The organism is Myxococcus xanthus, assembly GCF_006402735.1.
Taxonomy (GTDB): Bacteria; Myxococcota; Myxococcia; order Myxococcales; family Myxococcaceae; genus Myxococcus; species Myxococcus xanthus_A.
Window position 1 is genome coordinate 2,431,439 of the sequence record NZ_CP017174.1, and the last position, 22,275, is coordinate 2,453,713.

Sequence of the window (22,275 nt, forward strand, 5' to 3'; positions counted from 1 at the left end):
CCCATTCCCGGTTCCTCTGAGTGGCACTCCCCATGCGCCTCATACGCCCTTCCTGGCTCTGGGCCCTCTTGTTGGCCCTCTCCGCCTGTTCCTCGACCTCCACGACCCCCTCCGACGCGGGGACTCAGCCCGATTCGGGGACGCAGGGCGGGCGCATCGAAGGCCAAGCCATTCTGGAGGGGGCCTCGTCCCACGCGGGCATCAGCGTCTCCGTGGAAGGCGCTTCGCTGAGCGCCACCACGGCCACTGACGGCCGCTTCACCCTGGAGAACGTCGCCCCGGGCACGCACATCGTGGTGGCGAAAATGCCCGGCTACTCGGAGGCTCGGCAGTCCGTCACGGTCGCCACGGGAGCAACGGCCTCCGTGAGGCTCGATCTCGTGCGTGGACGGGGTTCAATCCTCGGCAATGTCAAGGTGGAGGGCGTCCTGGATGCCTCGGGCGTCAACGTCACCCTGGTGGAGACGGGCGCCAAAACGACCACGGACGCGACGGGGCTCTTCACCTTCTCCGACCTGGCCCAGGGCACCTACACGGTGGCGCTCCAGAAGACGAACTACCTGGCGACGCAGCAGACGGTGGAGGTGCGGGGCACGGGCTCAACCCTGGTCAATTTCTCCCTGTCGCGCGAGCGGAGCAGCGTGACCGGCGTCATCCAGCTCGAAGGCTCAAGCAACCACGCCGGCGCCGTCGTCACCCTGGTGGAAGCGTCCCTCACCGCGACCACGAATGCCGAGGGACAGTTCAACATCCAGAACGTGATGACGGGCACGTACACCCTGCGAGTGCGGCGGGAGAACTACGTGGACGCGCAGCAGACCGTGGAGGTCCGCGCGAACCAGCCGAGCCAGGTCAACCTGACGTTGTTGCTCGTACGCGGGGACGTGGCGGGCACCGTCCAACTGTCGGACGGAGCCACCCCCTCGGGTGTCACCATCACCGTGACGCAGACGGGTGCCAATACGATGACGAACGCGCAAGGCCAGTTCACTTTCACCGGGCTTCCGCTGGGCACCTACACCCTGACCGCCCAGAAGGAGGGCTACGCGGTGGTGCAGCAATCCGTCACGGTGCGCACGGGCGCTGCGGCCACGGTTGCCTTCTCGCTGGTACGAGCCCAGGGCCGAGTGGAGGGCACGGCCCTGCTCGAGGGCGCGAGCAGCCACGGCGGCATCACCGTCACGCTGGCGGAGACGGGGGCCACCACGACCACGAACGGCCAGGGCCGCTTCGCCTTCAGCAGCGTGGCCGCGGGCACGTACACGGTGGAAGCGCGGTTGAGCGGCTACGCCGTGGCGCGCGAGTCCGTCCAGGTGCAGGAGAACCAGGCGGCCACCGTCTCGCTCTCGCTGACGCGCGAGCGGGGCAACGTGGCCGGTGTCATTCAGCTCGAGGGCGGGGGCGCGCCGGTGGACGTCAACATCACCCTGGCGGGGACGGCCTTCAGCACGCGCACGAACACCGCGGGCCAGTTCTCCCTCACTGGCGTCCCCACGGGCTCCTACACCTTGGAGGCCCAGAAGGACGGCTTCGCCACGGGCCAACGTACCGTGGAGGTTCGCGCCGGCGAGCAGGCCCAGGTCAGCCTGACGCTGTCCCGCGCTCGCGGGAACATCTCGGGCGTGGTCCTGCTGGAGGACGCCAACACCACCTCGGGCATCTCGGTGGCGCTGGTGGAGAGCAACGCCTCCGTGTTGACGGACGCCCAGGGCCGCTTCTCCTTCAGTGGCCTCATCGTGGGGACGTACACGCTGTCCGCCTATTGGACGGGTTATGAGATTCAAGAGCGGAGCGTGGTGGTGCGGAATCAGGAGACCACGGTGGTCAACATCACGCTGCGGCGCAGGCCCGGCGTGGTGACGGGCACCATCCAACTCGAAGGCGAAAGCCACCACGAGGGTGTCACCGTGTCGCTCTCCGGCCATGGCGCCACCGCGACGACAGATGCCCAGGGGCACTTCGTCCTCGAGGACGTGCCCCAGGGGCGCCATACCCTGGCGGCCAGCAAGGCGAACTACGCGAAGGCGGAGGCCGCGCTGGACGTGCGCGAAGGCGAGCCCCAGCCGGTCAGCCTGTCCCTGTCGCGGCTGGGCGCGCTCGAAGTCTCCGCGCCCAAGCTGGCGGTCCAGGGGGGACACCTGACCTTGACGGGCTCCGGCTTCGGCGCCGAGCGCGGCCCCTTCACCGTCACGGTGGGAGGAGAAGCCGTCACCGACTTCATCTCCTGGTCCGACACGGAGGTGGTGGCGCGGGTGGCGCACCACGTCGTTCCGGGCGAGCACGACATCGTCGTGACGCCCGGGGTGCCCTGGCGGCGGCACACCACCACCTCCGTGTGGGTGGTGCCCCAGAAGACCGTCGCCTACGGGGAGCATTGGGGCGTGGGCGTCCTTGCTTCCAATCACGTCTCCGTCTGGGGTGGGCCCTCCCTGGCCGACATCCACCCGATTCCGGCGGGGCTCACCGACGTGGTGAGCGTGGCCACGTCGCGAACGACTGCCTTCGCCCTCCAGGCGGATGGCACCGTGGTGGCGTGGGGCGGTGACCTTCCCTCGGACCTGAGCGTCCCCTCCGACCTCTCGGAGGTCGTGGCCATCGCGGGAGGTGACTCCTTCGTCCTGGCATTGAAGGCGGATGGCACCGTCGTGGCCTGGGGCGACAGCGCCATCGCTCCGTCCTCCGACGTGAGGGACGTGGTAGGCATTGCCGCCACGAGCAACGCCAGCCAGGCCTTCCTCGCCGACGGCACCGTGGTGACGTGGGGACAGGAGAACGAGGGCCAGGCAATGCCTACCGAGAACCTCTACCTGCCGCCGCACGACCTGGTCCTGCGCGTCCCGGCTCGCTAGCCCCGTCGCAACGTCGCGGCTCCGTCCCGCCGTTCGGGGACGGAGTTGACCGCACAGGCCGCGTGGGAAAGCGCCCGAGCCGTCGTCACAGGCTCGCCTCCGCATCCACTCTTCCCGAGACGGGGCGCTCACTGGCGCGCGCACGTCACGCGCTGGCATCCGCTGGATGTCCCACGACTGCTCGCGGGGTTCGTCGAGGACGCGAAGCGGACACTGCCCGATGCGGTGCAGGAAGAACTGGAGACGCTTCTGCGGTGGCCTCGCGATCCGAGGCTCCTTCCCGCGCTGCTGGCCCTCGGCCAGTTGCCCATGCGCCACCTGGGGCTGTCGAAGGGCCACGGGACCAGCGACGCCGCGTTGTTCGATGCGCTGGCGGAGCTGCCCCAGCTCTCCCTGCTGGAGCTGGCGTACGCCACGGCGCTTCAAGTGACCGCGTGTGCCCAGTCCCAGCTTGCGCCCAGGCTGGAGCGCTTCGCGGCCGGGCTCAGGCGCTCCAGTCCAGGCCACCCTCGTGAGCCCGAGCGGGGCGAGGGTGCTCGCGGAGGCCCTCCGCGCCGCCGCGGAGCTTGGCACCCAGGAACTCGTCCTTCGTGGCACGGGACAGCTCTCCACCCCTGCCATGGCGCACCTTCGTGCGGCCTCCACCGTCTACGCGCGCGTCGAGTGGCTGTGAACCCCTGAAACACGCAGGTGGGTTCTGCGTCCACGTTGGATGACCCATGTCGCTGCATCCGGGCACCGGGGAAGCGGCAAGCGCCGGCAGACCCGAGTAGAAGACAAATCCATGAATCTTGACGACCCGTCGTCCATTCTCCTGCACCTCGGCATCGTCGTGGCCGCGATTGCCTTTGGCTTCTTCTTTTGGCAGGCCCACAAGCGGCGCCTTCAGGCATGGAGGGACTTCGCGGACAGGCACGGCTGGGGATTCACCGATTCCATGGCGTCGTACAAGGTCGGGGGACTCCATCGGGGAAGGCCCTTCTCGATGCACACGGAGCATCGCCGCAGTGGAAAGAGCTCGCAGCTCTACACTGTGGTGCGGCTGGAACTCGGCACGGCGCTTCCTCCCGACCTGCGCATCGGTCCCGAGGGATTCGGGGACAAGCTCCTCAAGGTCTTCGGCAAGCGGGACGACGAAGTCGGCGACGCGGAGCTGGATGCGGCGCTCGACATGAAGAACCTGACCGACGAGGCCCGGGACACCCTGCGTGCTCCGCGCGTGCGCGAACAACTCCTGTTGCTGCGGCAACGCTGCGCCAACTTCTCCATCGAAAATGAGGAACTCCAGGCGGAGCAGCGCGGGATGCCCGACAGCGTCGACACGCTGGAGTCCTTGGTGGCTCCAGCCCTGGACCTGGGGGATGCGCTGCAAGAAGCCGCCTCGAAGGCGCGCACGCGCCGGAGCGGCGAAGGGGCACCGTGGTGACTTCGAGGCTCGTGCTCCGGCGCTTGCACGCCGCGGTCCCAGAATCGCTTGCGCCCGTGATGCTCCCTGCGCGTACGCGGCCATCGCACGCGATAGCGGCCTGCAGTACGCACCCGCCTGAAGGGCAGACAGCGGTCGCTCAGTCGGCAGCCCGTCCCTTGCGCGCCGTCTCCAGCAACTCGCGGATGGCATCGGCGTGCTTGCCATCGGTTGGCGCCCAGTCGGCGGGCATGCGGCCGGCGCGGTCGCGTATGAACGGGTCGGCACCGGCTTCGAGCAAGGCCTGCACGAGCGCCGGCACCGCATGCGCCAATGCGCGTTGCAGCGGCCGCTGTCCTTCATCGTCGGGCACATTGGGATCGGCACCCGCCACCAAAAGGCTGCGAATGATGGGGCCGTGCACGCGTGCCGACGGATTGAACAGCGCCATGTGCAGCGCGGTGAGTCCCTTGTCCGTACGGTGATTCACATTGGCGCGGCGTGCGAGCAGGAGGTTCACCGCACCCAGTTCTCCACTGCGCGCGGCCAGCATCAGTGCCGTCGGGTTGCCCTTGAACTGCGTCCAGTCAGGGGCGAGGCCGGCGTCCAGCATCCGCCCCACCAGTTCGAGGTTGCCGGCAGCGGCCACCGAAGGGAAGTCCTGGGTCGCCCACTGGCTGCGCGCAATGCCGCCAGAGAACGTCCATTCGGGGTCGGCAGCAGCCGCGCCACTGACGTCCTTGCCCGTGGCCCTGTCGACAACCTGTGCGCGCCGTGCCTCCGCCGCTTGCCGCGCGCGCTTCTTGCTGCCGCGCCAGAAGGAATGCGTGGCTGGGTAACTCGCCGGATCGTTCAGGTAGTTTGACAGCGCGACATGGCCATTCTCCAACGCCATGATGGAGGGCAACTTGCCGTCGTTGTCCGCCTGCTCGCGATCCGCGCCGGCTTCCACCAGGCATCGTGCGATGTCGGAAAAGCCATTCGCGGCGGCTGTCCACAGCGCGCTGGCACCGGTTTCGTCCCCCGCGTTCACATCTGCGCCGGCCTTCACCAGCAAGGTCACAAGAGTTGCGAAGCCATGCGCAGTGGCCGCGACCAGCGGCGGCTGGAAGGCCGCTGCATTCGGGGCGGCCTTCGCGTCCAGCAGCGCGCGCACGGCAGCCTCGTCACCGTGACTGCAGGCATACGCCAATGGCGTGGCCTGGTAGCCGTGGAGGTCGACTTCGTCGGGGTCGGCCCCTTTCGCCAGCAGGTCCTCCACTGCGAAGACATCGCACTGCTCGATGGCAGCAAACAGGTTTTGGGGCTTGTCGAGCTTCATGGAACGCTCACTGATGGAGTCGTGGCGTGGGGCTGGATGCCGGAGCATCGCAGCCTACCTACAATCCAGCAGCCGTGTGCGCGCCATGCCTTGCCCGTCGTACAGCCAGCGTCGAAGAACGTCGGGGCATCCGCGTCATGCCCCGGGACGTCAAGGGCCTGGAGCACCACATCGAGCGGGTGCGGTAGTCACGGCTCCACGGCGGGCGCCGACCCTGCCGGAAGTGGGAGGAGCCGCGAGTCGGCCCTCCGCGCCGCGTCACGAAGGGACTCCAGGCCTGGCCCGAGCGCCGGGAACGGCGGCAGGTTCAGGATGGTGAGCGCCTCCTCGAAGCGCTCCAGCTCGCGCAGCAGTTCCGCGTGCATCCACCTGTGCTCGGCGTCGTCCAGTGCGCACAGGGTCATGAGGGCCTCGGCGTTGTCGCGGACCTGGGGCGTGCGCTGGGCGAGCGGCACCCACGGCGCGTCGCGACGATAGGCCTTGTTCCCCTGCCACCAGGCCCACTGTCGCAGCTCGCGCTCCTCGTCGGAGGTTGTCGCGAGCCCCTCGCGAAGCGCATCCAGGAAGAGCGCTTCACTCACGTCCTGTACCTGCGGGGCTTCAGTCCATTCCCTGGGGGGCATGGGCACGTCGGGCTGGGTGACGATGCGCGTCGAGCTGACACGAGCGCCCAGCTCCTCGAAGCGGTCGGCGATGTGTCGGGCCGTGCCCAGGTGGTCGTATTCCCCGAGGCGCGCGGGGAGCTGGGCGACGAAGTGCTTCACTTCCTGGAGTCCCATCCCCAGGTCGCTCCGCAGGCGCTGCATGACCTCGATGCGACGCGCCCCCGTGCTCTCCAGGGTGAGGGTGGTGAATGTCTCACCGCACTGGGAGGTGACGCGGTCCACGTGCCCCAGCTCGACGGCGCGCGCGACCCAGAAGAATGCATGGCAGCCCATGCAGCGCGCAACCAAGGGGGGCAGCGGCCGCATGGGGGCTTCGAACCAGCCATCACTCCAGAGCACGGCACCGAACGTATTGCCGGAGGCCAGGGACCAGCGCCTGTGGAGGGCGCCACAGCGCGGACAGCCAATGACCATGTCGGGACCGGGAATCATGACGGTGGATTCAGGGCTCCTTCAGTCATTGAAACCCGATGCCTCCGACTCAGGCCGCTGGCTGGCGCAGGTAAGCGAACATGTGCTGGACGTAGTCGGCCTTGCCAAGCTGCACACCGTTGTGCCGCAGGATGTTGTAGGCCGTGACCAGGTGAAAGTAGAACTGCGGTGTCACCCAGTTCCGCGCGTATTCGCTGCCGGTCATGTCGAAGGTCATGCCATTGGGCAACTCGATGGAGAGTTGGCGTTGTGCGCCTTCCTCTATCCGCGCCCTGTCCGCGCTCGAAAGCAGTTGTAGCGTGCGCTCAATCAAGGCGTTCGCCTGCTCCATGTCAGCCGGCGCGTCAAGCGGCGACAGCGGTTGCTGGCCAAGCCGCAGCACCGCTTCCTGCGCCTGGGTACAGACAAACTGCACCTGGCTGGCCAGGTTGTGCATGTCGGGAGCCAGCCGCGACTGAAGCAGGTTCTTCGGGTCACAGCCCAGCTCGCGAGCACGAGCCTCCCCCTTCTGCAGGAAAACCAGCAGCGCACGCAGCATCTGCGCGAAGCAGGGAACGGTCGTTTCGTAGATCGACATCGGTGCCTCCTCCTTGAATGACTCAACCCTAGCAGGTTTGATTTGGACAACGCGCGCGGATGTGAACAGCGACACGTCATGGTGACAGCGCCGGGCAGTCCCCATGCGTGACGCCGGGACGGCCCTCCTGCAATGCTGTGGTCAGGAGGGCGTTCCATGTTCCTAGCCTTCATGACATCCGCGCTCACGAGCGCATGGCTGCTCACGGCAGCCCCCGTGTTCGTCACCGTGGAGCTCCTCGGCTTCACCGTCCGGTCGGACGGAGAGAAGGTAACGGTAACGCGAGTCAAGCGGGGGAGTGTCGCCGCCCGTGTGGGACTCGAGCCTGGGATGCGAATCGAGCGCATCGACGCGCCTCGGCGGAGGTTCGCGCGCGGGCCCATCGCGAAGCTCTCCCAGGTCGACCTGCACGATGCGCTCATTCCCACGTGGGATGAGCGGCTCCTGCTGCAGGTCTGGGCGGACACTGCGGATCACGGGGCGGCCCGAACAGTGGAAATCATGGGTGTCGACACTGGCTGAAGACCTCTCCATGGCGGTCAGGCAGGGCGGGGAATTGCTTGTCAGTAAGCTCGCTTTGACGAAGAAGACGCGCGGTTAGTCGATTGTCGCGGAGGTGGTGTGTGTATTGTAGGTTGGATGCGAGGTATAATTTTGCTGCACATGGCGTCGAGGGTGTTGCCTTGGATGAGTCGCCCGACGTCGACGTCCCTTGGACCATGGGCATCCGTTATCCGGACCCCGTACAAGAGCCCATCCCGTGCTATCTCGACCCGCGCAGCGGTCCCGTGATGCCGGACTCATCATCGACGTCCCTCTTTTTCCCAGCGCCTCATTGAGGTGCTCAAGGGGGCGGGAGTTCGCAATCTCGACCTGTATGACGCGGAGGTCATTGATCGGGAGCGAGAGAAGACCTATTCACACTACAAGGCAGTCAACATCGTTGGTCTGGTGAGTTGTGCGGATTTGCCCAGATCGGAGTGTCTTCCTGGTTACAAACCGCCCCTGATGAAGTTCACGAAGCTCCGCGTCGACGAATCGAGGACCCTGGGGCTGCCGCTGTTTCGGCTTGCCGAGGACTCACTGGTCATTCTCGTGTCGGAGGCCGTGATGCAAGCCGTCGAGGCCGCGAAGTTGGTGGGAGTCCGGGTGGTATCGCTCGAAGAGCCGTCCGCATACTGAGGGGATGATGGGAACGAAAGTCTTTGCTGACGGGCGCGGTATTTCCGCTGAGGACAGTGGTGGACAGAGCGTTGTCTTCCCCGACGTCTGCAAGACGCCGAGCCCGGGTGGACCAGTGCCCTTGCCTTATCCCAACCTGGGCAAGTCCTCGGACGCCTCGAATGGGCCGAAGAAAGTCACCGTCAATGGGTGGTCTGCTCCCCAATTTTTGGACCGGTTGAAGAGTGAGAGAGTCCTCGCGGCCAGGAGGTAGGTCGGTCGTGAGGAAGAGCAGGTTTACCGAGGAGCAGATGATCAGCATCCTGAGGGAGGCGGAGGCGCCTGGGGCCAGCGTGGTGGAGGTGGCCCGGAAGCACGGCGTCGTCGAGCAGACGCTCTACCGGTGGCGGCAGAAGTTCGGCGGCATGGAGGCAGTCGAGGCGACGCGGCTCAGGGAGTTGGAGAAGGAGAACGCGCGTCTGAAGAAGCTGCTGGCCGAGAGGGACCTCGAAATCGAGGTCATGAAGGAAATCTCCACAAGAAAATGGTGAGCGCGCCCGTCGGCCGTCGGCAGGTGCGGTACGCCATGGGAAAAGGCGTGTCGCAGCGCCGGGCGTGCGCGCTACTACAGGTGGCCCGCAGTAGCCTGGGCTACGCCAGTCGCAAGGAGTGTTGGCGGTCATCAAAGAGCGCGGGATTCTGGTCATCGACGCGGTCAGCACGCGGCGAAAGGGTTGCCCGTTCCACTCCGGGACATCCTCCACACGCTGCTGAGGCGCAACCCCGCTGAGCGCTTCGCCACGGCCGCCGAGCTGGAAAACCGTCATGCGCGCGCGGCTGGCCCAGTTGGGGCCTTACGCGGGCGAAGACGTGGTGAGGGAAGTTCAGCAGGCGCTCATAGAAGCAGGTGACAGGCTCTGGGACTTGGAAGTACCGGAAGACGAGGGCGGCATTACTCCGCCGCTTGCCGAGGCCGCCAGCGAGGACGAGCTTTCGACACAGACCGAGCCCCCCAATGGCGCGCGGGCGATTGCCTCTTCGACGCGCCATCCGGACGAGGTGACGACCGTGCCCGGTGGAGGGCCGCATCACTCGAGTAAATAGACGCCAAGGAAAGATGGGGGCCCTGGTGGAGATGGGGGCGGTGCCCGAACCCCAAGCGGTGCCTTTTAGCGATTCCCACTGCGATTCATCAGCACGGGAACTTTCCTGCCTTGTGCGCGCCTCGCTCACTCGCCTTGAGGCACTGCCCACTGTGACCTTTACGCGCCCATGACGCAGCGACCGAGTTTTGGGTAGACACAGGGTGTCGGTCCGTTCTCCTCGCCCCATGTCCGGTCAACACCGGACGGCCCCGACCTATTTGCAGACACGACGTGGGTGTTGTTTGCCTCAAGGGACTTCTCACAGCCCAGAATGACGTAGGCCCGGGAAAACTTGACCGCATTGGCGTTGCTGAGCGCCCAAGTCGTTTCTCAATCCTTATCCGCTGGGGCCTTCGCCGCGACCGGCCGGATGCTGAACGGCACGTCGACGTAGGCGTCGATGGTGTTCAGCACCCGGGCCATGATCGTCGGCCGTTCTCCCCGAGCCATGGCCAGCCGCATCTGGGCCTGATGCCAGGCCGTGACGTAGCGGAGCTTTGGCGGGGTGAGGTGGATTCCCCGATGCATCGAGCCCTTCAGGAGCTTCCACGTGAGCCGCTGTCCAGGCCCCCAAGGCAGCCTGTACGCCACGCGCCAGCGCTCCGGTAGGAGGCCGGCGGTGAGCACCTCATCGAGCTGTCCTCGGGTGAACGGCGAATTGAAGAGCAGGCCTGCCAGCTCAAGCGCAGTGTCTCCCACGCTCAGCCGCTCCCCCGCCAGCTCCCCGTTGTACCACTCGTAGAAGGCCTCGAGCGTGGGCGGCATCTGCTCCGGTAGGAGCCCGAAGTACGCCGCGGCGAGCAGCGTCTCCTGATAGTAGCGGCGCTTCTCCTCGACGCTGAGCGGCCGCACGAATGTGTCGAAGATCAGCATGGCGGTGTCGATGAGGGTAGCGTGCACCCAACGCAGCAGCGAAGGATCGTTCGCGCGATAGGGGCCGGAGCCCTGCGGGCCGGCACCGTCCGGAAGTGCGCCGTAGACGCGGCTGTGCACGCTGTGGATCCGCTTCGCGGCGCCCGTCGCCTCCGAGAGGCCACCAAACTTGAGCTGGTACATCGCCGTATAGGTGCGTCGCGCACGGCCGAGCAGGTCATTCCGGAAGTTGCTGTTCTGGGCGATACCGTAGGCCACTGCCGGATGGGCGAGTTGCAGCAGGATGGCGCGCAGTCCGCCGAGGAGGATCACCGGCTCGCGATAGAGCACCCAGGTCACGCTGTTGGGGCCATAAACGCCCTCGACCTCGCCTGCCGCGTGTTCCCGCATGTAGTCGAGACACTTGCGGAAACGCTCGCGGTCCAGGTTGATCTGCTGCTCCACTTCCGGAGGGGGCGGCCACCGCCTCGGGTTCGTCTGCGTATTCATGAATCTATCCCCATCATGATTGTCACAGCAGTTGCTCCGCTAGCAGGTCGGGCCCTATCACGTCCGCGCGCCATCTCCCCGCGACACCGGAGTATATCAATTGGGCCGCCAGCGCGCGCGAGTGCAGCCCGAAGCCGCGGCCCTCCATGTGCGTGGTGAATCCGTGAACGTATAGGCGGGATAGAGGCCCTGTTGAGGGTGAGGGCTGGAGCGGAGGGGCCGAGGAGGGCCGCTGACGGGGCCGCCCGAGCGATGCTCCCGTTCGGTGGACAGCTGCCGCCACTTGGTCCCGAACCAAGGCCGGGGAAGCGGTCCAGGGTTCGCCCCTCCTGACGCGCTGTCCTGGTCGCGCCTCGAACCACCCGAGCAGCAAGGGGCTCCACGGAAGCCCGTGGGAGCCCCTCCGTAGCGTGAGCCCTGGCGAGGTGTGGCTGGGGGAGGGGCAGGTGGAGGAGCGCGGGTGGGAGTACCGGCGGAGGCAGCAGGAGGGGACGGTGCTGTACGAGGCGGTGAGGGACAACCTCGCCACGCTGCTGGCGGAGGCAGGTGAGCTGGGACGCGGCCTGCCCCGGTACGTGGAGCGGGACTTCGCCAAGTACCTGGAATGCGGAGTGCTGGCACACGGCTTCGCGCCGGTGCGCTGCGAGAGTTGTAAGGACGAACTGCTCGTCGCCTTCTCGTGCAAGGGGCGAGGGGTGTGCCCCTCCTGCAACGCGAAGCGGGCGCAGGTAACGGCGGTGCATCTGGTGGAGCAGGTGCTGCCGCGCGTGCCCTACCGGCAGTGGACGCTGTCCTTTCCGCATCGGGTGCGGTGGGCGCTGCTCAAGGACGTAAGACTGCTCTCGGACGTCCTCACCGTCTTCCTGCGCGCGGTGTTCGCCCTACAACGTCGGCGAGCGCGGAGGCAGGGCATCCGTCATGGGCAGGTCGGGGCCGTCTCTTTCATCCAGTTCTTCGGCTCGGCCTTGCAGGTGACGCCGCACTTCCACTCGCTGGTGCCGGACGGCGTCTTCGTGCCAGAAGCATGCAGAGTTGGGCCTGGAGCCTGCGAAGCTCCTTTTCATAGGCCTTGCGCTTCATGGGTTCCGTATGGGTGTCTGGTTGCCATGACCTCGTGCCCCGGTAGGAGAAGAGGGGGGCTTCACTCCACGGGGGGGCCATGCCCGGGCACTGGCCCGGCGTCAGCTTCCCGGCGGTCTCGTGGATCTCCGCGCGCAGTCGCTCTCCATCCGAGGGGTCCACGGCTTTGTAGGCGATGGTGACGCCCTGGGGAGTGTCCTCCACGCGGGCGTAGGTCGGTACGCTCGGAGCCCCCGCAGAACCCGGGAGCCCGCTACCGCCCATGGCCTCGTAGTCGATGCCGGGAGGCTGCTCGAGGCCGCGGCGCCCCGATACGCCGTGCTCCGCCTGCCGCTGCATCATGTTGCGGCCACGCTGCCGGAGGTTCGACACCTGGTCCTCCTCGGAGGTGGTGAAGACGAGGGCCACGCCGTCGGGCGTGTCCTCCGCCCGCGTCTGAGCGCCGGGGACCGTCATGCAATGCGGCCTCACGTGCCCGCCCCTCCCTCGCGTTGGAGCGGGCGCTCCACCCCACCCCTTTCAAGGAGTCGGGAGCATGTCACCTTGCGCGAGAGGGCAAGAGCCCTGGGGAGAGGGCTCTTGCGGACCGGCCTGTCACGGTGAGCGGTCAATCTCCTCGGTGATGCCCACGTCCGTCACGGAACATGCGCCGCCGCTGCTCTCCACGAGGAGAAAGGACTCCGCCGGGAAGATGTTGACGCCGTGCAGGTACGAGCACTCAATGAGGGCGTTCATGTCCCGGCTGCTGCTGTAGGTGAAGACGCGGGCGGGCGCGCTGAAGTCACCGTCACCGCCCGGCGAGGTCGCCACCGCCGTGTTGGGCTTGAAGTCCCAGGACTTCACCTTCACCTGCCAGTGGTCGCCTGGGATGCAGCAGTCCGCCACCTTGACGTCGAGCTGCTTCGTGCCCGGGCAGCTCACGGCGTAGCGCTGGATCTGGCCGGGACGCGACAGAAGGCAGGAGAGTTGAATCTGCTGCCCGCCATCGGACCGCTGGGTGATTTGGGGCTGGCGCTGGCCCGTGGAGCGGTAGTTGAGCTCGCCCGCGCGCGGCGCCGCCTCCGCGGGCTCGCCGGCGGCTGGCGGCTCCGCGGATGCGAGCGGCGAGACGCCGAGCGCGGCGCAATACAGGACGAGAGAAGCGAGCCTCCGGAGCTTCATGAAGGAAGCGGTCATGACGTATCTTTCTGTTGGCGCGAGAGAAGGACCTGCGCTCCAGGTAGCGCCCCGCCTGAGAGCAGCGAGGAAATAGGCATACGGAGCCGGGCCGGGCAGTGTTTCCGAGGGGCATGCATGCGTTCATGTCGTGAAAGCCAGCGTCTCCTCACGCCTGCGACTCTCCCGCGGCCTCCTTCAGGGGCTGGCACGGAAGCACCACCGTGAACCTCGAGCCCAGGCCCGGCGTGCTGCCCACGCGCACCGTGCCGCCCATGGCCTCCGTGAGGCTCGAACGATGTAGAGGCCGAGCCCGAATCCGCCGTAGTGCCGGGTGGGCACCGCGCGCTCGAACCGCTCGAAGATGTGGAGCAGGCGCTCGGGCGGGATTCCGATGCCGTGGTCCTCCACCACGAGCTCGGCCGTCCCCTCCCCGCGTGAGAGCGAAATCTCGATGGGCCTGCCCTCGCCGAACTTGAGGGCATTGCCGAGGAGGTTCGCCACCACCTGGTCCAGCCTGCTCCGGTCCCACATCCCCTCGACGGGCCCTTCGGCGCGCATGTCCACCAGCGACCCGGTTCGGGCGGCGGTCTCGATGAACCGCTCCACGACCTCGCCCACGACGGCCAGGAGGTCCACGCGCTCCAGGTGGAGTTCGAGCCGCCCGGCGTGCAGCCGCGAGACATCCAGCACGTCGTCCACCAGGCGCATGAGGCGCTGCACCTGCCTCTCGGCCGACTCGAGGGCCTGCATGAGCCGCTCCGCGGAGGGGCGCTCGTTTCGTCTCCGCAGCACCGACTGAAGCACGATGTTCATGGAGGTGATGGGCGTCTTCAGCTCGTGCGCCGCGACACCGAGGAACTCCTCACGGACGCGGATGCCCTCCTGGGCCTCCTGGTAGAGGTGGGCATTGTCGATGGCCATGGCCGCCCGGTGGGCCAGTTCCTCCATGAGCGCCAGGTCCGATGGCCCGAAGGGGCGCATCGGGTCCGTGCGGCCCATGGAGATGGCCCCCAGCGTCCGTCCGCGCGCCATGAGCGGCACGGCCATGCCGCTCCGGGTCCCCAGCTCGCGGATGAGCCGGGCATTCTCGGCGTCGAGGCTGTAGTCGTGCATATCGGGCTCCGAGAGCTCGGAGCGCAGGAAGGGCTTGCCGGACCATGACGCGGATGGCCGGCTGGAGCGAGCCCCAGTGGGGCGGATAGCGCTCCTCCAGCTCGCGCAGGACCCTCTGCTTCGCGGGGTCGGAGTGAAACCCGGCCACCCGGCGAATCCTGCCGTCCGCTTCGGCCACATCGACGATGCACCAGTCGGCGAACGTTGGCGCGACGAGGCGAGCCAGGCGCTGGAGCGTGGTCGGATAGTCGAGCGACTCGGCGAGCAGCGCGCTCGCGTCGGACAGGAGGCGCACGGCCTTCTCCGCGCGCATGCGCTCCCTCAAGCAGGTGCGCAGGAGGCGAGCGTGGGGCTTGAGGCGGCGGCCAGCACGGAGCCGATGAAGGAGAAGACGCCGCGAGTGGACTGGGCCGAGTTGCTCAGCAGGACGTTCGACGTCGACGTGTTCGCCTGCATGAGGTGTGGAGGCAGGCGGCGAGTGCTGGCGTACGTGAAGGGGGCGGAAGGGGTGCGAGCGATTCTGGAGCACCTGGGCCTTGGCCAGGCGCTTGAGCAGGTGCGCATAGGTTCCATCGGCGCGCGCGTGGGCGAGCTCATCGAAGAGACGTGAGGCCCGGCGGTACACCACCGAGTAGCCATCCCGGCACGCCTTCTGTCCCAGCGCGCATGCGAGGAAGGACTTGCCGACGCCCGTGGGCCCGGTGAGGAGCACATTCTGCTTGTCCGCCGCCCACTTCGAGGTGGACAGCTCCATCACCTGCGTCTTGGCGAGCCCGCGTGCGTGCCCGTAGTCGATGTCCTCCACGGCCGCGGCCTGTCGCAGGCGCGCGGCGCTCAGCCGCGAGGAGAGCTTCTTGTTCTCTCGGTGCATCCACTCCGCGTCGGCCAAGAGGCCCACCAGGTCGGCTGGGCCAACGTCTCGCTCCCCTGGCCTCGCCAACCAATCGCGCAGGTACGAGGCCATCTCGTGCAGCTTCATCCCGTTGAGTTTCTCCAGCGTCTGTTCCACCAGCATCGGGTTTGTTCCTCATGTCGGTCATGTGGGGGCTTGCCCGCGCGCGCTTCTCAGCGCGCGGGCCCCTTCCGAGTGCGGGGGACCGAGGCCTCGCACCAGACGGGAAGTGCCCGCGCACCCAAGGGGCTCCACCGCGGCAGGTGGCGGCGGTGCTCCTCTCTGCGTGCGCGAGGTACGTCAGTGGTAGTAGTGGGGGCCTCGCACGTTCTCATGGGCGGGCAGGGGCGGCTTCTCTTCGCGCTCCTCCCGTGCGTCCTCCAGGTGGTGCTGGAGGATGGCGGCCACGGACTTGTAGCTGTAGGCCCGGTGGCGCACGGCCCTGGCGCACGCCTTCTCCAGCCGTGCCTCGCCGTACTTGTCCTTCAATCGCATGACACCCAAGGCCCCGCGGAAGCCCTGCTCCGGATGGGGTTTTCGCTCCATGAGGCCTTGCACCAATGCGGCCGTGGAGGGGCCCGTCTTCTCCGCCCACGTCAGCAGCCGCTCGGGCGTCCACTCCGCGTGGGCCCGGTGGCTGGTGGGCATGTGCTCCTTCAGCGTGGTGTAGCCCTTGGCGTGCTTGCGCACGTGGCTCGCTACCCGACGCCCCCCGAGGAACACCTCGACGCTTCCCTCCGTGTAGCGGGCCTCCACCTGCTTGTGCGCCAGCGAGTACGGCACGCTGTACAGGTGCCCCTCCACCTCGACGTGGTAGTCCGGGTGGACGCGCGCCTTCTTCCAGAAGGCCAGCTCGTAGGCATGTACCGGCAAGGCCTTCAGTACGGGCTTCTCGAGTTCCTCGTACAACTGGCGACGCGAGCGCCCCACATGTCGCATCGGGCGCTCATTCAGCTTCTCAAGCAACGGCCGTATGGCCTCGCGTACCTCGTGCAGGCCACTGAAGCGGCGGTTGCGCAGGACGGCCAGAATCCACCGCTCCGCCACCAGTACCGCCGCCTCTACCTTCGCCTTGTCACGCGGGCGGCGAGGACGTGCCGGCAGAATGGCGAAGCCGTAGTGCCGGGCCAGGTTCGCATACGTGGGGTTCTCTTCCGGCTCGTAGCGGTGCGCACGTGTGACTCCTGACTTCAGGTTGTCCGGCACCACCAACTCCGGGACTCCGCCAAAGAAGGCCATGGCGCGCACGTGGCAGCCCACCCAGGTGGCCAAGCCCTCGGAGTAGACGGGCTCGACGTACGTGTAGCTGCTGGCCCCCAACGTGGCGACGAAGAGCTTCGCGACCCGCACCTCTCCGCTGTCGCCGTCCACTACTTCGACTCCATCCCCGCTGAAGTCCACGAAGAGCTTCTCGCCCGCCCGGTGCTCCTGTCTCATGGTGACGCCGAGGACGGACTGCCAGCGCCCATACCGCTCGCAGAACTGGCTGTACTGGTACCCACCCGGGTTGGCCGCCAGGTACTCCTCCCACAACAGCAGCTTGGTAACTCCCTTGCGCTTGAGCTCTCGATGCACCTGCGCCCAGTCCGGCTCCGGCCGGTGCGCAATCGCCTTGCCCTCGTCTGGGAAGAACAGCGCGGTGAGCGCCCCGTCATCGTCCAGTTCCGCCGGCAACGGCCAACCTCCCACTCCTGCTATCCGCGCTCGCCCCAGGTACTCGCACACCGTCCCATTCCCGATGCCCAGACTCGTGGCGATGTTTCTCGTCGACAGCTTCGACGCGAACCGCAATCGCAACACCTCTCTCAACTTGCGCACCGCCAGCCTCTCTTGGGCCATCTCCACCTCCTCGAAGGAGATGGAGGCGAGACCCTGCTGCCCAGTGCCGCCAACTCTCCGTGTGTCGCCTCCTCCCGTGCTCACCATGCCCGGAACGGGTGCTCACCTTGGGCCGGAACAGGTGCTCACCTTGGACCGGAATCGGTGCTCACCATGGTCCGGTACACGCAGCTGCTGTTTCGTCGCAGCCCAGTGGACGGGAAGGTGGCCTTCTACATTGCCCATGCACGACGCAATGCCTCGCTTGCCTCGCTCGTACGGGCGGCGGGTAGCCGGTGGGCCATTGAGGAAGACTTCGAGTCCGCCAAGGGCGAGGTGGGCCTGGCGGACTACGAGGTGCGTACCTGGACGGCCTGGCATCGACACATGTCGCTGTGCCTCGTCGCGCACGTTTTCCTGGCCAGCGCACGGGCCATGGCCAACCTCGAGCCACGGGAGGGACTGCCCCCAAAAGCGCTCGGCCTGCCGACTCGAAGAAACCCCATGCGGGCGTTTCTCGTCCGGCGCGGCCTTCACTGACAACCTTCGTCCGCTACTCCGTCCAGGAGGTACGAAGACTGCTGCTGGCGCTTTGGTGGCGCACACTGCCCTCAGTCGCCTACCTCCTCTCGTGGAGTCACTGGCGACGCCATCACCAGGCCGTCGCCATGCGCTGTCACTACCGCGCACGTGGTGCGCGGCTCAAACTACAACTGTAGGACTAAACCAACGGTCATGATTCTCGGCCGACCTCAGGCGGAGCGCCTGAGGTCGGCCCGGCGCAGGGATGGACTGGCGGAGCGCTGCGCCTCATCACCGCTGTCGCCCTGGAAGTCACTGGAGTCTGGGACGACCGCGGCTCCCTCGACATGTCCCTGCTGAAATCATCCCCTGTCACTTCCGCTGCCTGATGCCGCCAAGGAGCCTTCCTCCCCCGAACCCCCTCCGAACCAACTACACAAGATTCGGGACTTGACCCTGCCGAATTGTGCCCATGCCCTCTGATGATGTCGGCTGTTTTCGTCGTGGTGATAGCCGTACCAGCACCTCGCTCACCCGACTTGACGCACCCCTGAAGTAGGCTTGACGCACCATGATGCGGCGACCGGATTTTGGATAGGCACAGATGCTGCTCTGGCTCAACCAGCCCCATCATCCGGAAGCCTTCTGAACGGGGTGTCCTCGACAGGCGGACAGACTGGCCGGGGACAAACCAGGATCAGGGTTTCGCAGCGTAGACCTTAACGCCGCCCTTCCACGTCGACAGCACCGTGATGGCGCGCATGTTCTGGTAGATGGCCTCAACGGGCGGCAGTTCTTGCTCCGTCCTCGCCACATCGTGGCCATGGCCACGCCCGGGCAGCTTCTTCCCCATGCTCAGTGGGTCCTGCGCCAGGATCACGAAGTCGGCAAGGTGGCCGGGCGTCAGCGACCCGACCCAGTTCTCGGCCCGGCAATGCCATGCTGCATCATAGGTGACGGCGCACAGAGCCTGTTCCGGCGTCAGGCATTCGTCCTCGTTCAGGACGCCCTTGTCCGGATCGGCTTCCATGATCCGGGTAATCGCCTGCTCCATCTGCCGCAGCGGCCCGAGCGGGGTGACGCCGTAGTCGGAGTGCAGGCTGATGCGCAGCCCCTTGTCTAACGCCGACTTGCACAGGTCGAGGGTTTGGGCCTTCTTCTCCTCGAAAATCACCTTGTTGAAGGCATAGCCCCAGTAACCGACGTGACCGATGAGGAAGCTGGGGGAGATGCCCCATCTGTGCATGGTATCCAGTTGCCCGGGACTGAGCAGCGAGCAATGCTCAATCCGGTCGCGGCGGTCGTCCCGTTGCTGCGGCGTCAGGGACTTCAACGCGTTGACATAGGCCTGCGTCGTGAGCTCATTGGCCCTGTCGCCGTTGGCGTGGATCATCAGCGACCAGTTCTTCTTGGCCGCCGTCTGTACCAGGGTCGCGAAGTCCGGAGGCTTGGTGGAGCCCGACTGCGAGCCCCCTGCATCGGTGAAGTTGAAGATGCCGCGGTTCTCCGGCGGGTTGCAGCAATAGTACTCCTGCTGGTATCCGGTCAGGCCCTGGTTCGATCCGTCGGAAATCACCTTGAGGTGCCCGATATAGAGATCTTCGTAATCAGTCATCGGCTCGTACGGTTTCAGAGCATCCTCGACATCCTCCTGGGCTTTGATGAGCTTTGCCCCGCCAATGCGGACACGCGGTTTATACACCTTCAGGTATGCCTTCAACACCTCGAGTTGGTCCTCGTCCAGGCCAGCGTCATAGAGCATGGTCACGCCCCGTTCCACCGCCGTTTCGAACAGCCGCGTCAGGTTCGGAACGGCTTTGGCCTTTATTTCCAATATCTGGTGTTTGGGAATGGCTAGCAGTGCCGGCTGCATGGCCGGAATTTCTTGAAGCTGGCCCTTGTTGGTGGCCTTGTACTTCTCGAACGTACCGAAATCCCTCTGCAAGTCAGGGCTGTTGTTATAGGTATGTCTCAGGGCCGCCGTGTTCAGGTAAGCGGTGTGCATCGACGCGCTCAGCAGCAGGACTGGCACGTCGGCGACATACTGGTCGAGAAAGTCGGCATCGATTGTCACCAGGTTGTTCAGTTTGCCTGGCGGGTTCACCGTGAACGGCATCAGTGCCGGATCGACCTCGCGTCCCAGGACCCAGGCATAGGGCTTGATGCCGGTGGGAATGATGTGCGCCTCCGGCCCGAACTGTACCATCGAATTTACGTTGCGGATGGTGGCCGCCTCATCCTGGATCTTTGTTGTCAGCCACTTCTCGTTGTAGTCGGGCCGCAGGGACTGCCCGTCGAAGGCGCCCATGTCGGTGAACCCCGCAGACACTGCCGATGCCACAATGTGCATGTGCGGTTCGATCAGCCCGGGCAACAGTGCCTCAGTGGCTTTCAGTTCGAGCGTCTTGAACGGGATGCCACGTGTCCGCATCGCCGCCTCGACCGTCGCGAACTTGCCGGTGGCGACGACCTTGCCCTGATGGATGCCAATGGCCTCCACCTCCTCCGCCGAGCCTTTGATCATCGGGCGGATGGTGCCCCCTCGGATCAGCAGGCTTTCCGGAGCTTCCGGCTCATGCGCGGCATGTTCCACCGGCACGCGGCTGAAGACATCCGGGGTCAGCAGCTCTTTGCAAAGAGTATCCATCAAGGGGTTGTTGCAACCACAATGGGTGCAGGTCGGATGGGAGTGGTGCATGGCTTGCGTCTCGTGCCTACGGGTGAGTTCGAGGTGTGCCACCGTGTGCGGAGGCGCCTCGGTGCAAGGCGTTTGCAGTGGGCGTGCCGGGCCCCCAGGAAGGGCCCCTCTCTCGGAAAGCAGAGATTGGAGACTTCGCCTTGCGTCCCCCGTGACGTGTCAGCCCTCCGCGCTGACACGTCAGTGCGTGCGCTAACCTTCCGTGGGGCCGTGTGACGGGGGAACTGTCAGCCTTTCGCGGAGGGGCGAGTGCCCGGCGAAGAGGCGGCGGCTGTGGTCGGCTCAGAAGCCTCCTGCGACAGCCCTCACTTCAGGGGCGAGCCAGGAGGGCCCCCTTTCAGTACCGCGAGCCAAAATCCCTTGAGATTCAGGGGCTTGAGCATGAAGGCCCCGCGATTTTCATCGCGAGGCCCGTGTAAAACAAAAGGGCCTTACCGGTTCTCCCCGAATGAAACTCTGCGCGAACTCGTTCTCGGCATTCTCTCCAGAGACTGCGACGGAAAACACGAGAGACATCATGGGTTACGCGAAGTCGGGAAAATTCGGGGTCCGATTGAGTCTCCGCAAACTTCGTCGCCTTTGTTCCCGATTGTCGCGGATTGAGGAGGGCGCCCACCATCCTCCAGAAGGAGACGATGTGGGGCGCCACGTGGGTCGATGGGGCGGACGGGGCCTCGTGCCCCCATGGTCTGAGGCCACGAACTCTCGTATCCGGACCCGCCCGTGAGCCCTGGCCGAGAGCACTGCTGCGCTGGTCGCCTGGGCACGCGGTTGTCCTTGATGGGCTGGCGGTCGGCAGGGCCGGCTTGGCGCTCCCTTCATCACGAGTGCTCAGCCTTTGATTGCGCGGGACGGCGTGGGCGGTGTCACGATGATTCCGACCCCACTTTCACTGCTACAGGAACTCGCCGGCCCGCGCGCGCCTCGCTTGCTCACCTCAACGCGCTCATGACGCAGCGAGCGAATTTTGGGCAGGCACAAAGGGTTGACGTTGCGGGGACGGATGTTCAGGCGTGGAGCTGCTGCTGGAGCCAGGCGGGGAAGCTGCTGACCTTCGCGGCGAGCTCGTCACCGCTCAGGTCCCGCTTCTCCTTGAGGAACACGTCGCTCAGGGAGCCCTCGATGGAGACACCGCCGCTGGCGCGCCCCGCGTCCAGCGACAGCTTCCCGGTGAAGCCGGCCGTCGCCGCGAACTCTCCCTCCACGGTGACGGGCACCTTCCCCAGGTTCTTCGCCTGCGGCCCGAAGTCACCGTTGGCCAGGGCCTCGCGCGCCTTGGGGTCCGCCAGCGCGGCGGCGACGGCCACCGTCTTCCCCGTGAGCTTCAGCTTGCCGGACACTCCGGTGTCGCCCTTGAGGCTGGCCTCCGTCTGCGTGCCTCCCGGAGTGGCCAGGCCCACGCCACCCTTGCCGGAGACGCCCACCTCGGCGGAGAGCGTGGAGTCCACGAGGTTGACCTTGAGCCCGGGGGAGCCGCCCTGCAGCGCCGCCTCCAGGTCCAGCTTCCCGTTGACCTCGAACTTGTTCTGAAAGGCGAGCTTGATGGCCCCCTTGCCCTCGCCTGTCTTCGTCAAGAAGGTGCCGCTGTCGACGGAGCCCTTGCCCTCGAGCTGTCCGGACTGCTCCACGGTGATGGTGGGCTTCTGGCCGTTCTTGCCGAATTCGATGTCGACCTTCGTCTCGAGCTGTCCCTTGAGCTCGCCCGCGAGCGCGCGGTTGGGCAGTTCCAGTTTCCCCGCGAGCTTCCCGGCCAGGGTGCCCTTCACCGACAATCCCTTCAGGTGGTCTACGAGGAACGTCTGCGCGTCCGTGCCGACGTACGAGTCCAGCTTCCGGTTTGCGTCACCCGCCTTGTCGAAGGAGTTGCCGAGGCCGTCGGCGCCCACCGCCTTGGCTGCGCCCGCCAGGAAGCCGTAGGCCTTGTCATTGACCTTGGCGCCGGCATCCACGGCGTTCCCTCAAGCGGGGGCGGAGCCGGGGCTGGAGGAGGAGAGCCCGACCCAGGCTGCGACGTTGGAGTCGACGATGGAGCGCACGCCGCGATTGGATTGGGCGGGACTGGTGCGCCGGACGTTCG

The 22,275-nt window shown here is 66.4% G+C and carries 18 protein-coding genes and 3 pseudogenes; 11 read left to right on the forward strand and 10 right to left on the reverse strand.

What is annotated here, in order from left to right; translation table 11 throughout:
- Window positions 1-32 precede the first annotated feature (32 nt).
- From BHS09_RS10355 to BHS09_RS10360, 3 genes are all read left to right on the forward strand, one after another.
- Window positions 33-2,849, forward strand: a complete 2,817-nt coding sequence (locus BHS09_RS10355) for a carboxypeptidase regulatory-like domain-containing protein (RefSeq protein ID WP_237078190.1) — start codon at window positions 33-35, stop codon at window positions 2,847-2,849.
- Between the two features lie 511 nt (window positions 2,850-3,360).
- Complete coding sequence (locus BHS09_RS38550) at window positions 3,361-3,522, forward strand: hypothetical protein (protein ID WP_161605142.1); 162 nt, start codon at window positions 3,361-3,363, stop codon at window positions 3,520-3,522.
- Window positions 3,523-3,633: 111 nt separating this feature from the next.
- Window positions 3,634-4,275 (forward strand): hypothetical protein, encoded by a 642-nt coding sequence (locus BHS09_RS10360; RefSeq protein ID WP_140797786.1) that lies wholly within the window; start codon window positions 3,634-3,636, stop codon window positions 4,273-4,275.
- A gap of 139 nt (window positions 4,276-4,414) precedes the next feature.
- On the opposite strand, the gene BHS09_RS10365 is transcribed toward BHS09_RS10360, so the two are convergent.
- From BHS09_RS10365 to BHS09_RS10375, 3 genes are all read right to left on the reverse strand, one after another.
- On the reverse strand, window positions 4,415-5,575 hold the full coding sequence (locus BHS09_RS10365; RefSeq protein ID WP_140797787.1) for an ankyrin repeat domain-containing protein: 1,161 nt from the start codon (window positions 5,573-5,575) through the stop codon (window positions 4,415-4,417).
- A gap of 188 nt (window positions 5,576-5,763) precedes the next feature.
- Window positions 5,764-6,672, reverse strand: a complete 909-nt coding sequence (locus tag BHS09_RS38840) for a ribosomal protein L7/L12 (RefSeq protein ID WP_174258715.1) — start codon at window positions 6,670-6,672, stop codon at window positions 5,764-5,766.
- 49 nt (window positions 6,673-6,721) lie between these two features.
- A complete protein-coding gene (locus tag BHS09_RS10375) occupies window positions 6,722-7,249 on the reverse strand; it encodes a DUF1993 domain-containing protein (protein WP_140789344.1) in 528 nt (175 codons plus the stop codon).
- Between the two features lie 156 nt (window positions 7,250-7,405).
- Between BHS09_RS10375 and BHS09_RS38735 the strand changes: the two genes are divergently transcribed.
- From BHS09_RS38735 to BHS09_RS39000, 5 genes and pseudogenes are all read left to right on the forward strand, one after another.
- Window positions 7,406-7,771 (forward strand): PDZ domain-containing protein, encoded by a 366-nt coding sequence (locus tag BHS09_RS38735; protein WP_162520982.1) that lies wholly within the window; start codon window positions 7,406-7,408, stop codon window positions 7,769-7,771.
- A gap of 486 nt (window positions 7,772-8,257) precedes the next feature.
- The gene (locus BHS09_RS39275; protein ID WP_237080282.1) at window positions 8,258-8,431 is read left to right on the forward strand and encodes a hypothetical protein; all 174 of its coding nucleotides are present in this window, start codon (window positions 8,258-8,260) and stop codon (window positions 8,429-8,431) included.
- Between the two features lie 4 nt (window positions 8,432-8,435).
- A pseudogene (locus BHS09_RS10385) lies at window positions 8,436-8,621 on the forward strand (PAAR-like domain-containing protein); the annotation flags it as partial.
- A gap of 70 nt (window positions 8,622-8,691) precedes the next feature.
- Window positions 8,692-9,080 (forward strand): annotated as a pseudogene (locus BHS09_RS10390) (transposase); the annotation flags it as partial.
- A 155-nt stretch (window positions 9,081-9,235) separates the two neighbouring features.
- The gene (locus BHS09_RS39000; RefSeq protein WP_201800553.1) at window positions 9,236-9,514 is read left to right on the forward strand and encodes a hypothetical protein; all 279 of its coding nucleotides are present in this window, start codon (window positions 9,236-9,238) and stop codon (window positions 9,512-9,514) included.
- Between the two features lie 371 nt (window positions 9,515-9,885).
- Here the strand turns inward: BHS09_RS39000 and BHS09_RS10400 are convergent, their stop codons facing one another.
- Entirely contained in the window at window positions 9,886-10,917 is a 1,032-nt protein-coding gene (locus BHS09_RS10400; protein WP_140797788.1) for an oxygenase MpaB family protein, read from the reverse strand.
- A 611-nt stretch (window positions 10,918-11,528) separates the two neighbouring features.
- On the opposite strand from BHS09_RS10400, the gene BHS09_RS40250 reads away from it, so the two are divergent.
- A complete protein-coding gene (locus BHS09_RS40250; RefSeq protein WP_472796584.1) occupies window positions 11,529-12,179 on the forward strand; it encodes a transposase zinc-binding domain-containing protein in 651 nt (216 codons plus the stop codon).
- A gap of 412 nt (window positions 12,180-12,591) precedes the next feature.
- On the opposite strand, the gene BHS09_RS10415 is transcribed toward BHS09_RS40250, so the two are convergent.
- Both BHS09_RS10415 and BHS09_RS10420 read right to left on the reverse strand, forming a co-directional pair.
- The gene (locus tag BHS09_RS10415; RefSeq protein WP_140789348.1) at window positions 12,592-13,173 is read right to left on the reverse strand and encodes a hypothetical protein; all 582 of its coding nucleotides are present in this window, start codon (window positions 13,171-13,173) and stop codon (window positions 12,592-12,594) included.
- A gap of 177 nt (window positions 13,174-13,350) precedes the next feature.
- On the reverse strand, window positions 13,351-14,448 hold the full coding sequence (locus BHS09_RS10420) for a GAF domain-containing sensor histidine kinase (protein WP_140797790.1): 1,098 nt from the start codon (window positions 14,446-14,448) through the stop codon (window positions 13,351-13,353).
- 166 nt (window positions 14,449-14,614) lie between these two features.
- Here BHS09_RS10420 and BHS09_RS39285 point away from each other — a divergent pair, with 166 nt between their 5' ends.
- Complete coding sequence (locus BHS09_RS39285; RefSeq protein WP_161605144.1) at window positions 14,615-14,878, forward strand: hypothetical protein; 264 nt, start codon at window positions 14,615-14,617, stop codon at window positions 14,876-14,878.
- Here the strand turns inward: BHS09_RS39285 and BHS09_RS10430 are convergent.
- Window positions 14,852-15,283: pseudogene (locus tag BHS09_RS10430) on the reverse strand (ATP-binding protein); the annotation flags it as partial. The gene BHS09_RS39285 and the pseudogene BHS09_RS10430 overlap by 27 nt on opposite strands.
- Before the next feature lie 177 nt (window positions 15,284-15,460).
- Window positions 15,461-16,999: an IS21 family transposase gene (gene istA, locus BHS09_RS10435; RefSeq protein ID WP_140797791.1), complete on the reverse strand. Its 1,539-nt coding sequence runs from the start codon at window positions 16,997-16,999 to the stop codon at window positions 15,461-15,463.
- 204 nt (window positions 17,000-17,203) lie between these two features.
- On the opposite strand from istA, the gene BHS09_RS10440 reads away from it, so the two are divergent.
- Window positions 17,204-17,518 (forward strand): hypothetical protein, encoded by a 315-nt coding sequence (locus BHS09_RS10440; protein WP_201799752.1) that lies wholly within the window; start codon window positions 17,204-17,206, stop codon window positions 17,516-17,518.
- Window positions 17,519-18,197: 679 nt separating this feature from the next.
- Here BHS09_RS10440 and BHS09_RS10445 read toward each other — a convergent pair.
- Window positions 18,198-20,198 (reverse strand): amidohydrolase, encoded by a 2,001-nt coding sequence (locus tag BHS09_RS10445; protein ID WP_140789350.1) that lies wholly within the window; start codon window positions 20,196-20,198, stop codon window positions 18,198-18,200.
- A gap of 1,007 nt (window positions 20,199-21,205) precedes the next feature.
- Complete coding sequence (locus BHS09_RS10450; protein ID WP_140789351.1) at window positions 21,206-22,147, reverse strand: hypothetical protein; 942 nt, start codon at window positions 22,145-22,147, stop codon at window positions 21,206-21,208.
- Between the last annotated feature and the right edge of the window lie 128 nt (window positions 22,148-22,275).

What these genes read in the sequence shown, in the direction of transcription:
- BHS09_RS10360 (WP_140797786.1), top strand. Translation starts at nt 3,634, where the DNA reads ATGAATCTTGACGACCCGTCGTCCATTCTCCTGCACCTCGGCATCGTC.
- BHS09_RS10420 (WP_140797790.1), bottom strand. Translation starts at nt 14,448, where the DNA reads ATGTGGCCGAAGCGGACGGCAGGATTCGCCGGGTGGCCGGGTTTCACT.
- BHS09_RS39275 (WP_237080282.1), top strand. Translation starts at nt 8,258, where the DNA reads ATGAAGTTCACGAAGCTCCGCGTCGACGAATCGAGGACCCTGGGGCTG.
- BHS09_RS10400 (WP_140797788.1), bottom strand. Translation starts at nt 10,917, where the DNA reads ATGAATACGCAGACGAACCCGAGGCGGTGGCCGCCCCCTCCGGAAGTG.
- BHS09_RS38840 (WP_174258715.1), bottom strand. Translation starts at nt 6,672, where the DNA reads ATGATTCCCGGTCCCGACATGGTCATTGGCTGTCCGCGCTGTGGCGCC.
- istA (WP_140797791.1), bottom strand. Translation starts at nt 16,999, where the DNA reads ATGGCCCAAGAGAGGCTGGCGGTGCGCAAGTTGAGAGAGGTGTTGCGA.
- BHS09_RS10355 (WP_237078190.1), top strand. Translation starts at nt 33, where the DNA reads ATGCGCCTCATACGCCCTTCCTGGCTCTGGGCCCTCTTGTTGGCCCTC.
- BHS09_RS10415 (WP_140789348.1), bottom strand. Translation starts at nt 13,173, where the DNA reads ATGACCGCTTCCTTCATGAAGCTCCGGAGGCTCGCTTCTCTCGTCCTG.
- BHS09_RS10445 (WP_140789350.1), bottom strand. Translation starts at nt 20,198, where the DNA reads ATGCACCACTCCCATCCGACCTGCACCCATTGTGGTTGCAACAACCCC.
- BHS09_RS10365 (WP_140797787.1), bottom strand. Translation starts at nt 5,575, where the DNA reads ATGAAGCTCGACAAGCCCCAAAACCTGTTTGCTGCCATCGAGCAGTGC.
- BHS09_RS39000 (WP_201800553.1), top strand. Translation starts at nt 9,236, where the DNA reads ATGCGCGCGCGGCTGGCCCAGTTGGGGCCTTACGCGGGCGAAGACGTG.
- BHS09_RS38735 (WP_162520982.1), top strand. Translation starts at nt 7,406, where the DNA reads ATGTTCCTAGCCTTCATGACATCCGCGCTCACGAGCGCATGGCTGCTC.
- BHS09_RS10375 (WP_140789344.1), bottom strand. Translation starts at nt 7,249, where the DNA reads ATGTCGATCTACGAAACGACCGTTCCCTGCTTCGCGCAGATGCTGCGT.